Annotated in this window: 11 protein-coding genes and 1 pseudogene; 5 read left to right on the top strand and 7 right to left on the bottom strand. The window is 67.0% G+C overall.

Annotated elements, in window-relative coordinates; all coding sequences use genetic code 11:
• Window positions 1–153: 153 nt before the first annotated feature.
• Complete coding sequence (locus AB0G17_RS37005; RefSeq protein WP_361392586.1) at window positions 154–630, top strand: integrase core domain-containing protein; 477 nt, start codon at window positions 154–156, stop codon at window positions 628–630.
• A 156-nt stretch (window positions 631–786) separates the two neighbouring features.
• Here the strand turns inward: AB0G17_RS37005 and AB0G17_RS37000 are convergent, their stop codons facing one another.
• From AB0G17_RS37000 to AB0G17_RS36985, 4 genes and pseudogenes are all read right to left on the bottom strand, one after another.
• Complete coding sequence (locus AB0G17_RS37000; protein WP_361392583.1) at window positions 787–1,284, bottom strand: hypothetical protein; 498 nt, start codon at window positions 1,282–1,284, stop codon at window positions 787–789.
• 185 nt (window positions 1,285–1,469) lie between these two features.
• A complete protein-coding gene (locus tag AB0G17_RS36995) occupies window positions 1,470–2,942 on the bottom strand; it encodes an MFS transporter (protein WP_361392580.1) in 1,473 nt (490 codons plus the stop codon).
• Window positions 2,943–3,038: 96 nt separating this feature from the next.
• Window positions 3,039–3,401 (bottom strand): annotated as a pseudogene (locus AB0G17_RS36990) (cupin domain-containing protein); the annotation flags it as partial.
• Between the two features lie 242 nt (window positions 3,402–3,643).
• A complete protein-coding gene (locus AB0G17_RS36985; RefSeq protein WP_361392577.1) occupies window positions 3,644–4,165 on the bottom strand; it encodes a cupin domain-containing protein in 522 nt (173 codons plus the stop codon).
• A gap of 271 nt (window positions 4,166–4,436) precedes the next feature.
• Between AB0G17_RS36985 and AB0G17_RS36980 the strand changes: the two genes are divergently transcribed.
• The gene (locus tag AB0G17_RS36980; protein ID WP_361392574.1) at window positions 4,437–4,712 is read left to right on the top strand and encodes a hypothetical protein; all 276 of its coding nucleotides are present in this window, start codon (window positions 4,437–4,439) and stop codon (window positions 4,710–4,712) included.
• Between the two features lie 125 nt (window positions 4,713–4,837).
• On the opposite strand, the gene AB0G17_RS36975 is transcribed toward AB0G17_RS36980, so the two are convergent.
• On the bottom strand, window positions 4,838–5,074 hold the full coding sequence (locus AB0G17_RS36975; RefSeq protein WP_361392571.1) for a hypothetical protein: 237 nt from the start codon (window positions 5,072–5,074) through the stop codon (window positions 4,838–4,840).
• A 1,646-nt stretch (window positions 5,075–6,720) separates the two neighbouring features.
• On the opposite strand from AB0G17_RS36975, the gene AB0G17_RS36970 reads away from it, so the two are divergent.
• The 3 genes from AB0G17_RS36970 (at window position 6,721) to AB0G17_RS36960 (ending at window position 8,674) form a co-directional block, all read left to right on the top strand.
• Complete coding sequence (locus tag AB0G17_RS36970) at window positions 6,721–7,395, top strand: hypothetical protein (RefSeq protein ID WP_361392568.1); 675 nt, start codon at window positions 6,721–6,723, stop codon at window positions 7,393–7,395.
• Between the two features lie 165 nt (window positions 7,396–7,560).
• Window positions 7,561–8,361 carry an AAC(3) family N-acetyltransferase gene (locus AB0G17_RS36965; RefSeq protein WP_361392566.1) on the top strand — a complete coding sequence of 267 codons (801 nt, stop codon included), beginning with the start codon at window positions 7,561–7,563 and terminating at the stop codon, window positions 8,359–8,361.
• 49 nt (window positions 8,362–8,410) lie between these two features.
• Complete coding sequence (locus AB0G17_RS36960) at window positions 8,411–8,674, top strand: hypothetical protein (protein ID WP_361392564.1); 264 nt, start codon at window positions 8,411–8,413, stop codon at window positions 8,672–8,674.
• Between the two features lie 526 nt (window positions 8,675–9,200).
• On the opposite strand, the gene AB0G17_RS36955 is transcribed toward AB0G17_RS36960, so the two are convergent.
• A complete protein-coding gene (locus AB0G17_RS36955) occupies window positions 9,201–9,455 on the bottom strand; it encodes a hypothetical protein (protein ID WP_361392562.1) in 255 nt (84 codons plus the stop codon).
• A gap of 305 nt (window positions 9,456–9,760) precedes the next feature.
• Window positions 9,761–12,313 (bottom strand): Helicase associated domain protein, encoded by a 2,553-nt coding sequence (locus AB0G17_RS36950; RefSeq protein WP_361392589.1) that lies wholly within the window; start codon window positions 12,311–12,313, stop codon window positions 9,761–9,763.
• Window positions 12,314–12,887 lie beyond the last annotated feature (574 nt).

Below are 12,887 nucleotides of genomic sequence, written 5' to 3'. Positions count from 1 at the left end.
CGTCCCAGCGCTATAAGCGGCACGACAAGCGCTACACCCGCTACGAGAAGCAGCTGCCCGGCAACCGCGTTCAGATCGACGTCACATTCATCGAAACCGGGCCGCCGCCATGAACCGATCGGCCTCCCGAAGCAGGCCCCTGCCGCGGCGCCGGTGAGCGGGACTTTGCCCAAGCAGCGGCGCCGGGCGAAGTACTACCAGTTCACCGCAATCGACGACTGCACCCGGCTGCGAGTGCTCCGGATCTACCCTCGATGCGACCAGAAGACCGCCGTGCAGTTCCTCGACTACGTCCTGGAGCGCCTGCCCTTCCGCGTCGAGGTGATCCAGACCGACAACGGAGCAGAGTTCCAGTCCGCCTTCCACTGGAACGTCCTCGACAAAGGCATCGCCCACACCTACATCAAACCGGCATCACCACACCTCAACGGCAAGGTCGAACGCTCTCACCGCATCGACGCCGAGGAGTTCTACCGCATGCTCGACGGCGTCGTCATCGATGACACCGGCGTCTTCAACGACAAGCTCCGCGAGTGGGAGGACTACTACAACTACCATCGCCCCCACGGCGCCCTCGGCGGCCAGACGCCTTACGAACGCCTCAAGCAGAAGACCCAGACCCAGGTGTAACCAAGCTCCGGCAGATGCACAGAACCCGCCCTACCTGGGGAATTTCATGATCGCTCACAGCTCCTGAGTCGCGCGACAGGAGTACGCACGCCGCGGGGCCGGGAAGCTTGACGCTTCCCGGCCCCGCGGTATCGGTCAACGGACGGTGCGGTGGGCTCAGTTGAGGATCTTCAGGCTGAAGCCCTCGAGCTGCAGTACCTGTCCCCGGGTGCCGACCTCGACCGCGTACCCCTGGTACGGGCCGACCCAGCCGAGGTTCTGGATGTGCGCGTAGCCTTCCAGGGTTCCGTTGAACTGGCCGAGGGAGACGGTCAAGGACTCCATCGGCAGTGCCTTGCCGACCGTCCCGACCCGGATCACCTCGCCGGAGGCGGCGAACTGGGGGATCTGCGAGCCCTCATTGCGCACGTGCGCGCTGGCCGAGAAGGTGCCCTTGCCCCAGATCTGCACCTCGGCGGCCTCGACGGCCCGGTTCTCTCCCGCGGTGCCGGCGAACTCGCCGTTGCACTTCCACTTCTGCCAGCCGTAGTTGGCGAGGTGGGCGCGGTAGCAGATCTTCACTTCCTCGGTCGCGGCCTGTGCGGTCGCGGGGCCCGCCAGTCCTGCTGCCAGTACCGAGCAGGCCATCAGCAACGAACGCCACAGATTCTTCATACCAACCCCCTGATTAGGCCATTTGCTTGACTTGAAACGTACCCTGTCATGATCACTTGAAGGTTGTGTCACCGCATTCCTCTCTCCGGCGTACGGCCGCACTCGCATCGACCAGCAGGTGCGGCACTGTGCCTTCGGTCGACTCGGGGCGGGAACCCGACCTCCGCAAGTGCGGGGGCGGGGGATCAGACGTGGACCACCGGGCGGGACTCGGCGGTGGTGTGCCCGCCGACCTCGCGGGGTGTGGGCTTGCGCAGGCCGAGTGCGGCCAGGGCGGTGAGGGCGATGCCGGCGACCGCGATGAGGACCGCCTTGCGCAGGCCGTCGGCGGTCGCCGAGCGGAGTGCTTCGCCGGTGAGGCCGTCGAGGCCGGAGTTGGCGATGGCGACGAGGAGTGCGAGGCCGACCGCGCCGCCGATCTGCTGGCTGGTCGAGGCGACGCCGGAGGCGATGCCCTGCTCCTCGGCGGGGACGCCGAGGGCCGCGGCGCCGAACATCAGGGTGTAGCCGGCGCCCTGGCCGATGCCCAGCACGATCAGGCCCGGCACCAGGGCGAGGTAGGACGCCCCGGTCGACATCGTCAGGGCGACCAGCACGGTGCCGGCCCCGCCCACGGCCAGCGCGGCGATCATGACTGGCCGGATGCCGTACTTGGTGGCGAGGCGGCCCGCGGTCTGCGCGCCGGTCGCGATGGCGACCATCGGGACGAGGAAGGCGAGGCCGGTGGTCATCGGGCCGTACCCGTGCACGCTCTGGAAGTAGACGGTGAGAAAGTACAGCAGGGTGCCGAAGGTGCCCATGTAGAGGAAGGTGATGACGCTGCCGACCGCCAGGTTGCGGTTGCGGAACAGGTCCAGCGGGAGCAGTGGGTGGGTGCTGCGTATTTCGACCGTGACGAACGCGGCGAGCAGCAGTACGCCGGAGAGTGCTGCGGCCAGTACGAGCGGGGAGGTCCAGCCGGACTCGGGGCCCTGGACGAGCGTGAAGACCAGTGCGGTGATGCCGAGCGTGGAGGTGAGCGCGCCCGCCAGGTCGAACGAGGAGGGGTCGCCGGTACGCGGCGCGTCGGGGGTGATCAGCTTGAAGGACAGCAGCGCGGCGGCGCCGGCGAGGGGGACGTTGACGTAGAAGACCGCCTGCCAGCCGAACGCGTCGGTGAGCACGCCTCCGAGGAGGGAGCCGAGGATCATTCCGCTGCCGCCCGCGGTGCCCCACACGGCGAACGCCCGGTTGCGCTCCTTGCCTTCGGCGAAGCTGGTGGACACCAGGGTCAGGGTCGCGGGGAAGAGGAAGGCGCCGCCGACGCCCTGGACGGCGCGCGCCGCGATGAGCGTCCCGGGGTCGGTGGCCAGGCCGCCGAGCAGCGAGGACCCGGCGTAGAGGGCCAGGCCGAGCGCGAACATGCGGCGCGGCCCGAACAGGTCGCTCGCCCGGCCGCCGAGCAGCAGGAACCCGCCGAAGGCGACCGCGTAGGCGCTGATCACCCATTGCAGGCTTTGCGCGGAGAAGCCGAGTCCGGAGCCGATCTCGGGGAGTGCGACGTACACGATGTTGTAGTCGATGGAGATGATCAGCTGGGCGAACGCCAGCAGGGCCAGGGTCAGTCCCAGACGGCGGCGCGGCACCGGCGTGGTGTGCTCGTACGTGATGTCGGGCATGGCGGAACCAACTCTCTGCGCGGGTAAGGGGGTTGTCGGTGTGGGCATGCGAGTTGTCGGTGTGGGCATGCGAAGGGGGAAGCGGGGCGGGGTTGCTCAGAGGCTGGTGCCGTACGCGGCGGCCTCGGCCAGGGAGGCCTGCCACACCGGGCTTTCGAAGTAGTGGTTGTCGTACGTGTGCGAGCTGTCCCGGATCTCCTGGACGGACGCCTCGCCGCGGTATGCGCGCTCCAGCAGCCGGTAGTAATCGAACCGTTGCAGGCCCGGCGTGAAAACGAGCAACTAGGCCGTGCTGCCCGGCGCGGGCGCGAAGGCGGGCGGCACCCGGGGCGGCACGCTGGGGAAGTCGCCCTTCTCCAGCGTGTGCACCTCGTCCTCGACGAGGATGCGCATCGTGCCGTCGAGCACGAGGAACAGCTCCGTCGCCTTCGTGTGGAAGTGCGCGGGGGCGCCCGGCGAAGCGCTGGTTCACCATCCTCTACACCCCGGAGCAACTCCACACCCTCGTCACCGGCCTGCGGACCCTCCGCGACGCCGTCCACCCCAACGCGGCGAAGAACACCGCACCACCGTCGGCCACGTCGGTGTGAGAACCGGCAAGCCCTGCGACACACCACGGCTTCCGGCACCACTCGACGGCGGACGCGCCGACTGGCAACGGGGCTCACGGGGCTCAATGGCGAGCCGCCGCACCCGCCTGTTCACGACGCGGCGAGGGCGGTACGCCAGGCGGGGCTGTCGACGTAGTGGTTGTCGTAGCGCTGGGAGGACTCGGCGATCTTCTTGGGGTCGGTCTCGCCGCGCATCACGCTGCCGAGCAGGCGCAGGTAGTCGAAGCGGCCCATGCCGGGGGTGAAGGTGAACAGGACGTCGGCCTCGCAGCCCGGGGCGGCGGCGAAGGCGTGGGGGGTGTGCGGGGGCACGGCGAGGAAGTCGCCGGCGTTCAGGACGGTGACCTCCTCGCCGACCAGCACCTGGAGGGAGCCGCTGATCACGAAGAAGAGCTCCGTGGCCTTGGTGTGGAAGTGCGCGGGAGCGCCGACGGCTCCCTTGGCGAAGGTGGAGCGGTACGTGGTGAACCCGCCCTCCGGGCCGTCCGTGTCGGCCAGCAGCGTCATCACGCTGCTCGGGTCGGCACACGTCTCGGCTTCGCCGGCGCGAGTCAGCAGAGCGTCGAGGTCGGCGGTCTCGCTGGTGATCGCGCTGGTGTTCTCGCTGTTCATGGCGGTTCCCCCTCGGGTTCTCCAGCGACTCGGTGTCGCTGTGATCACTACTCTACGAACCCGAAAGACCCTCAACGGAGTGCAATTTTGCACTGAAATTTGAGGTCAATTTCGACCTCCCGTCGACGCGGCACTTCGGCGGGTGGCCGTCCTCAGCGTGACGAGGCCAGATGGTGAGGCCGACGATGCCGGCCCGGGGGGCGCCCGCTCAGTCGTCTGGCTCCTGCCGCACGAGGGGTGGAGCGCGATGAGTGTGTCGAGGCGTGTTGCGGTGGTTCTGGCTGCGGCTGCGGCCGCGTTGAGCCTGGCCGTCGGTGCTGTCGCGGTGCAGGGTGGGGGCACGCTGTGCACCTCGGTCCACTGGGCCGCCGTCCACAAGACCGCCGGCGTACTGCTCACGGCCGTCCTGCCGACCGCCGTCATCAGCGCCTGGAACCTGTCCAGCGGCGGCCCGGCGGGCGACACCCCGGCCCTCCTGGCCAGCCTGGCGATGCTCGCCCTGCTGGCCGGTACGGCCGCATGGCTGTGGCGGGCCCGCCGGGCCTGATCGCCGGCACCGCCCTCATACCCGCCGGTCAATCCACGAATGCCCGCCCGACCGGGCCCACGCTTACGGAAGGGACTGTAAATCGAACGGTGCATCTTCCTTGATCAGGAGTTACACCGTTCGATTTACAGTCCCCGATCTGGCTGCGCTTCGGGCACCGCCGGCCCGAGACCCTCCCCGACGCCCTCAAAAACCCGAGAGACCACGAGGCGTTCTGGCGGCGGGACGAAGAGCGGCGCAAGCGCCGCCTGGCCGAAGAGCAGAAGCAGCGCGAAGCGGCAGAACAGGCTGAGCAAGAGCGCCAGCGGCGGGCACGGGAAGCTGAGCGCACCCGCGCCCGGCAGAAGCTTGCCGAACTCCAACGTCCCGCACCGCGTTGCGTACGCTGCGGCGAGCCCGTCGACCGTACAACGCACGAGGGCTTCGACGAGTCCGGCCTTCGGGAGCCGGACGACGGCCGGCACTGCGCCGTCTGCCGAGAGGAGCTGAAGACTCCGCCACCGCTGACCCTGCGGCGGGTCCTGAAGGAGAGCTTCACAGAGGGCCTGTTCCGGCGGCGCGGCTGAGGGCCGCTGACCCCCCGCGCGGCGGAAAGAGGTGGGGGGCGGCGGCGAGGCCGCGCACTGCGGCCGCAGTACTGCGGCGGGTAGGGCGGGGCTTTCCGGCAGAAAGAGGAGGCCCTTGCCGCAGGCGGGGCAGCCGTCGACTGTTTTGCGCAGAGGGCGGGCCTGGTCTCGCGCGATACCTCTCAGCCGTACGCGTTCGCGGCCGATGGCGCGGCGCATGGCCAGTGCCTCGGCTTCGTCCCAGATGCTCTCCTCGATGTCGGCCTCGTCCTCGAAGAACGTGAGCAGCAGCGCCTCGATGACGTCCTCGCTGCCGCCTCGGACGACTGCGGCCTGGACGAGGAGCGCGGCCTTGCGGTAGCTCCGAGTCGTTCGGGATCAGCGTCGTGGGCGTCACGGTGAGCCTGTCTCCACCCCGTGGCCATCCGGATGAGCGTGGGGATGTCGCATGCGGCGAGGTGGTCGGGGCAGCGGTCGAAGGCTCTGTAGTCGATCGCGTGCTGGGAGCAGCGCGGCGTCGGGCACAGAAGCGCCGTCCAATCCTCGAGCAGGTCCATTTGGAGGTGTACTGGGACAGGGGCGTGCGAGCGTGACCACCAGCCCGTGGTGGCTGACGGACCCGACTGCCGGCTCCATCCCGCCCGTTCCCGGGCGAGGGCACCCGCAAGGGACAGCACCGTTCCGGTCGGGATCGCACGACCGAGGACCTTGGATGGGGATCCGAAGGCGAGCCGGTCAAGGTCGTCCTCAATGTCGGCCGTCGGAGAAGTCGTGCAATCGGCGAGCAGATCGCCCAGCCGGAAGGGCCCAGGGACGCCGTGGCCTTCGGTCTTCGCCGGTGCTGGACTGCTGCCGGGATCGCTGGGCTTCCGCTGTGCAGCACCCTTGTGTCGGGCGCCGGAGCTGGCTGACCGGGGCCGCGGCATCCTCAGGGAAGACGGAGAGGCGGTAAGGCCGGGCCAGGTGGCGGGGCCGCGCCAGTCGAGCCGGCCGGGGGCACCCGGCCGCCCGGCCTTCCGTCCGGCCGGAGGCGAGCCGTCGCCGCAGCGTCGGTTTGGCTTCCCCAACGCCTGTTCCTTCAACGGAACATTAGTAGCGGGCAGCCCCCGGGAGCTTCGTTCGAACTGGTCACTAGTGAGCCGATGCACGGCAGGCTAGGGGCGATCCACAGATCGGTGAAGTCTCGGGGGAACCTCCGAACTTCGGCAGAGAATGCCTCTTCCGCCTGGACCTCAATCGGGAGTACGCCGGTGCCGTGTAGAGCTCCGACGGTGGAGGATCCGATGCAGCCACCACCGAAAACAACCGGGCGCCCGCCAACGAGGTGATCAGGACTGGTGATTGTTTGACGGTAGGCATTTTTCCGTCCCCTGGGGGTAATCTTGCGTTCGGTATGCACAGGGGAGAGCATGTCGCGTATGGCGCGAACTGGGGGGCTCGGCATGCAGCAGTTCGAAGATCAAGAACTTACGCGAAAAATTGGGCGAAGTTTCGTGCTGTTCAAGATTCCAATGGGGCTAACGATCCTGCTGGTCCTGGTGTTGCTGTGGGAGATAGTTCGCGTAAATCTACAACCGACTGCCAGAGAGTCAGGTATTGGACATCTGGCCATTTTAGACCGCTCATCAGCGGCCAGCCTGCTGGCTGTCGCTATGGGGCTGACGTTCGCTCGTGCACAGTACGCCCGCGCTGTCCGTCCGTTGATCGGGTGGGTGGCTGAGGCCGAGAGCAACAGCTTCGGGATGAACGGACGCTATATCTGGCACGTGAAGATGGGAAACGGGGGAGCTCACTGTGTCGCTGTGGACGAAGTGAGCTACCGGCTCCGCCACAGGCAGGGGTGGGGCGGCGAGTGGGTGGACCATCAGTCAATGGTCCAGGGATTGGAGAGGTTGCACCTAGAGATCGGCAAAGACTTCGACCTCAACACCATTGGGCGAGGTGCCGTCCTGGGCACCGTCTACGTCGGACGATTCTCGGAGCAAGCTACCAAGGAGTTGCAGGACTTCGAGATTCGTGTGCGTGTGACGGACGCGGCTGGTGATCGTTACGAGAGGACGCTGCACTGCCTGAAGGGCGCAGAGACCGAGCTTCGTAGCGCCTCGGCTCGCGGTTAGGTTCTACGCTCCTCATCAGTGGTAATGATGACTATGTTCGGAGTGTCGCTCTTGCTCATCATGCAGAACCTGCTTGGCCTCGAGCCCTAAGATGAGCAGTCGTCGCTACGTGCCGCCCACCTAGCCGTTGGGGGGCGACAGAAATGGGGAGCTGTGCTCACTGCGATGGAAGAGATCACCGAGTCTGAAATCACCGAACAGGCGGCTGAACTGGGGATCCAATCCGGAGGTACCCTCTTGGTGCATGCCTCGTTGAGGTCTGTGGGGAGGGTCAAAGGCGGTGCCGTCTCTGTGATGAGTGCGCTGAGGCACGTGCTGGGGCCGGACGGTACCCTCGTGGTCCCCACCTTCACATCGGACAACTCGGACACATCAGCCGCTCATCGGAAACAGACACATGGGTTGAGTGAAGAGGACCGCATCGCATTTTGGGACAGCATGCCCGCCTTCGATCCGGCGACGACACCATCCACTGAGATGGGTGCACTGGCAGAGACGGTGCGTTCCCAGGCGGACTCCAGGCGCAGCGTCCATCCGCAGACATCGTTTGCAGCGTTGGGTGCCCAGGCTGCAAAGATCATTGATGGCCACCACCCCGACTGTCATCTCGGTGAGCACTCTCCTCTTGCGCGGCTGTACGACTTGCAAGCTCAGGTACTTCTGCTTGGGGTCGGCTTCGATCGATGCACGGCATTCCATCTCGGTGAGTACCGTGTCGCGAATCCGCCCCGACGCACCTACAGGTGTGTAGTCCAAAGGGACGGCCTGCGACAATGGTGGGAGTACACAGACGTCGCCTTGGACGACAGTGACTTCGGTCGTCTGGGAGCAGACTTTGAAGGGGCGTCAGCAAGCGAGAGCTCGCGAACTGGTCTGGTCGGATCGGCGCAGTCCAGGCTGCTGAGCTTCGTGGACGCCGTTGACTACGCTCAAGATTGGCTCGCGGTACATCGCGTGACGGCCTGATACTTCAGCCTGTCCGATCGCACCGTGGCGCGGCGGGCAGCAGTAGCGCGTGCGCGGGATCGATGCGGCGGCGGCTTTGGCGCCACTGGAGACGGGGTTCGCGACGGCGGAGGCTGTGCGCCGGGCGAAGGAGGCGGGGCTCGCCTGTGTGGTGGAGGGTGTGGCGCTGCTAGATCAGATCCATACGGTCGCGGTCTGCGCCGTGGTCACGATGCTGGAGGCATACGGTCGCGCCGGTGCCCTGGAGCGGGTCGACGCGGACACCGCGGAGTACGAGCGCAGGGGCTACGCCAAGCCCTACCCGCTCACCTGACGGAACTGACGCTGCCTACATGCCGAAGTAGCGCGCAGACCGGGGGAGCGGCAGGCCACGAGGGTGCTCGACGGTCATCGAGCTCAGCCCCGGTGATTCTTACGGTGGGTTACCTCCCAGGAAGCTGGGAGGTAGCTAGGAGCCTGACATCCCAAATGTCACTTTATATCTGAGATGCCTAGGAGGCTGGAGCTTGTTTTTCCAGGTGGTGACGTTCCTGAGAGGCGATCTGAGAGCCTGGGAGCCGATCCGGCGGAACCTCACGGCCCGTAATCAAAATGTCGCCTGCCCCTTGCTCGGCGGGTGCCGTGGGTCCGTCGACGGAGTCTCGCAACAGCCGAGACATCCCCATGCATGGTCCGCGGCACAGTGAGTGAGTCCACCAGTGCCGGGGCTTGGTGTTCGGTCACGACCATGGTCTGTGCGGGTGCGCGGACCGTGTCCACCGGGCCCCGGCACGCCAGGGTTGCACAGCCGGGTCGGGCAAGGAGTACCGGGTCGTCACAGGCGGTCCAGTGTGCGAGCTTTACGACACGATGATGTTGATGAGGACGCGCTCGGGTGGCATTCCGAGGGAGGAGACGATCAGTTCGCGGGCGGCGGTCTCGATTTCTCCCATGTGGGAGCAGGTAGTCCGGCCGACGCTCTCTACCCGCAGGCTCCACCCGACATTTACTGGCATGGCGGTGACGTTGTACGTGGTCGTGGCCACCTGGCTGGGATCGAGGCGGGGTGCAGGCGGCTTCACCGGCGGCTTGTACCACCAGTCGACGAACAGCATCCGCAATACCCTGCGTTCCCAGCTTGTCAGACGGCGTGGGGGAAGGCTTGGTCGACGCGAACGCGACCTGGTGCCGCCGAGTCGCCCTGACAGGCCCCACCCCGACCGAGATACGCATCCCGAAAGCATAGGAGCGCGCGGTACGTCATCACCAGAGTTCGACAGAGATCAGACACGGAAGAAGTGGAAATGGGTCCCGGCGGCGCCCAGCGCGCCCGCCGTTCCCGGTCGATGAAGCGATCAGGAAGACTCTCGTGCGCCCCCTCGTCTGGTACCGCGACCAGTGTGTGCTGCGGCCGTACTCGTTACCAGCGCATGCCCAATGCGTCGAGTTCGTTGTGTCGCTCCTCCGACAGCTTGTCTGCGCGTCGGCGTGTGTTGTCGAGGAAGGTGCCGAGTTTGACTTCTACCGGGCCGTCGTCGCCTGTCTGGGGCCCGGCGGGGCCGTCCCCGGTTTCTGGTCGCTCCAGTCGCTCGACGTGTTTCCTGGGTACGTTCAGATGCCCTTCCCGTGCGTGGTATTGGCGGGCGGCGGTGAGGTTGAGGGCCCATTTGTCGTCTCGGGTGGGGGTCGTGACGGGCTGCTCGTGGGGGCCGGCGGGTTCGAGTCCGAGGATTTCCAGCAGGACTTGTTGTCCGATCATGAGCTGGTCCCATCCGTGGCGTTGTGCGGTGATCCAGCGTCCGAGGTCTTCGCCCTGCACGATCACCTCGCCCGTAGTCGTCGGCACTCGGGCGCCGCTTGCGAGGTGGGTTTTGGTGAGTTGGAAGCAGCGTTGCCAGTTGGCGTCCCAGGCGGGGCACCAGCCGGGGTCGATGTCGTCGAGGGCGTCCAGGCGGGTCTGCGGCATCGCGCCAGCGGCGTCGACGGGTAGTCCGGCTTCGCGGCGGACGATGTTCACCAGGGCCTTCCTTCCCGCGGCCCGTTGGTTCTTGGCCCACACGCCGATCGGGTAGCCCTCCCACACGGCGGTGGCGGGCGGCAGGAAGTGCCCGTGAACAGCCGCCCAGGCCCGCGCCACGGACAGCCCTTCTTCGAAGGCGACGTCCTGGTGGGACCAGACCATGCCGAGCGCGTCCAGCTGCTCGACGCGTTCCTTGGTGAGGCGTCCGGCGTTGTTGTAGCGGCGCTGGTCGGCGAGCCATGTCCCGAGTGGGAAGGCGGCGGGCTTCCAGTCCTCGGGGGTGACGTAGTCGTACGGCACCCTCAGCTCCGCCGCGCCGGTCTCTTTCACGTATCGGGTGGCGGCTTGGATGCCGCGGCGCCAGTACTCGTTCTCTGGCTCGATTACCCGCAGCTTCACGAACCGTGCCAGCTCCGCCGGATCCCTCGGGGTGCTGAACTTCAGCAGCTGCGCCGCCGCCCCGCTCACCGCCGTCCTGTCGCCCTGGTCGTCCTCGTCGCCGCCGTCGGCCACGGCCAGGCCGGCGCCGTCGTCATCGCCCTGTGCCCAACTGCCGCTGCGCACACGAGGATCGGTGAGGGCTTCGATGGTCTCGGTGTCGTGTGCGCGCAGCGCTTCGAGGATCTTCGCGAGGGTGCCGTAGGCGTCGGAGGTGAGCATTTCGCCGGGTTCTTCGTCCGGTCCGAGGAATACCGGGACGATGAGGGAGGCGATTTTCCCTTCACCGGGGTTCATGCGGAGGGCGCGTCCGACCATTTGCACGATGTCGACCATCGACCCGCGTGCGTCACAAAAAGCAACGGCATCGCATTGGGCTGTGTCAACGCCTTCGCCAAGGACTTTCACGGAACTCAGCACCCGCAATGCAGCGGGAAGCTGCTTCGCTCGAGCACCCTCCTTGGCTGTCGCCGGTTCGATGATGTCGGAGGCGAAGGTGTCCAGCACAGTGCGGCGGTGTCCGGGGGCGTGTTCGCCGCACAGCCAGTCCGCCCACACTCGCTCGGCCGACGGGAACCTGCGCGGCTCCCGGGCACGCAGCTGCTCCGCGACGCCCACGATGCCTTGGGCCATGGCTTCGGCTTCGGCGACCCGACTGTGGAAGGTCAGGATCTTGCGCAGGTTCTCCTTGGCGGCCGCGGTGAGGAGCCCGGTTTGCAAGGCGGCCAGGCGCGCCCCGCGCACGGCGTCCGATGCCCGCTCACCGAGCATGTGGGCCTGGTGCAGCTCGGGGTCGCGGATGTCGACGCAGATGACCTGGTAGGGGGCGACCAGGCCCCGGTTGATGGCTTGGGAGAGCTTGAGCTTGTACGCGACCGGTCCGAAGACCGTCGAGTCCTCGTCCATGCTGGCCACGAGCCGGCCTGTGCCGCGTTGGCTGTCGGGGGCTTCCCAAATGCGGGCGGTGGCGGTCATGTACAGCCGGCGCACGGCGGGGATCTTCTCCTGGTCGTGCACGGCCGCCCACGGTTTCCCCGCGTCCCCGCTGGTGCGGTGCGCCTCGTCCACGACCATCAGGTCCCAGGCATCGAGGCCGGCTTCGTGGGCGCGCTGGAGGATGCCCAGGCCGACGGAGGCGTAGGTGGCGAAGACGGTCACGGTCTCCAGGCCGCTGAGCCAGGCGACGAGTTCGTGCGGGTCGGTGGTGCAGGGGATGCCGTCGGACTCTTCGGCCCGCAGCGAGCACACCCCGACCATCGCACCCGTGCGGCCGCCGGCTCGCCAGGCGGCCGCCATCTGCGTCAGCAAGTCCAAGGTGGGCACCAGGACCAGCACCCGGCGCGCACGGAGGCGCTGGGCGGAGGCGACAGCGATAAGGGTCTTGCCGGACCCGGTCGCGGCAATTACTTGGGTGCGCAGACCCTCGAGGGGAATTCCGCCCAAGGGTGTCTGAAGCGTTCTCAGGGCCGCGTCGACAGCCTCGACTTGATGTGGCCTTAGCTTCATACCTGGCATTCCGACCTCCCCTTTCAACAGGAAACCTTGGTAGCCTTCAGACGAACCGAACCGGTACCTACCGGCACCGGCGAGGAGCAGACCAATCAGGGGTGTCTGGAGGATCTGGACCTCGTCTCTCAACCCATAAGATATCCGGCTTCGAAGTTTGACGCACATGGGTTCGCTGAGACTGTCTGAAAGTGTCCTCTCCTGCTAGGCTTACCTAGCTATGGCGACCGGTTCGTTTCGTTTCTGACATTCTCGCCCAGGGTTTGACGCCCTATCACCTCAAGCCACCCCCGCCCCTGTAGCTAGCTTTCGGCACGCGCGGAGCGCGTGCCTTGGTCTTGGCAGCGGAGCGCCCCAGACCCTGAGCCGCCGTCAGGCGGCTCAGCCGGGCCACGGAGTGGACCGGATTCCCGGGACGAAGTCCCGGATAACCGTGCGGAGCACGGTTATGGCATCGGCGCGGAGCGCCGATATCCCGGACGCGCAGCGTCCGGGTACCGCCGCGTAGCGGCGGCGCGTCGTGTCTGCGGAGCAGACCGCGCGAGATCGGAAGTGCGGCGTGGAGGGGAAGAGTGTTGAAGTC

Source organism: Streptomyces sp. NPDC023838, assembly GCF_040639555.1.
GTDB lineage: Bacteria > Actinomycetota > Actinomycetes > Streptomycetales > Streptomycetaceae > Streptomyces.
The sequence above is the reverse complement of the archived record's forward strand: the minus strand, read 5'-3'. Positions and strand labels throughout refer to the sequence as shown.

Excerpts from the sequence above, each read along its gene's own strand:
- AB0G17_RS37000 (WP_361392583.1), bottom strand. The coding sequence starts at position 1,284 with ATGAAGAATCTGTGGCGTTCGTTGCTGATGGCCTGCTCGGTACTGGCA.
- AB0G17_RS36995 (WP_361392580.1), bottom strand. The coding sequence starts at position 2,942 with ATGCCCGACATCACGTACGAGCACACCACGCCGGTGCCGCGCCGCCGT.
- AB0G17_RS36985 (WP_361392577.1), bottom strand. The coding sequence starts at position 4,165 with ATGAACAGCGAGAACACCAGCGCGATCACCAGCGAGACCGCCGACCTC.
- AB0G17_RS36970 (WP_361392568.1), top strand. The coding sequence starts at position 6,721 with ATGCAGCAGTTCGAAGATCAAGAACTTACGCGAAAAATTGGGCGAAGT.
- AB0G17_RS36965 (WP_361392566.1), top strand. The coding sequence starts at position 7,561 with ATGGAAGAGATCACCGAGTCTGAAATCACCGAACAGGCGGCTGAACTG.
- AB0G17_RS36955 (WP_361392562.1), bottom strand. The coding sequence starts at position 9,455 with ATGCTGTTCGTCGACTGGTGGTACAAGCCGCCGGTGAAGCCGCCTGCA.
- AB0G17_RS36950 (WP_361392589.1), bottom strand. The coding sequence starts at position 12,313 with ATGCCAGGTATGAAGCTAAGGCCACATCAAGTCGAGGCTGTCGACGCG.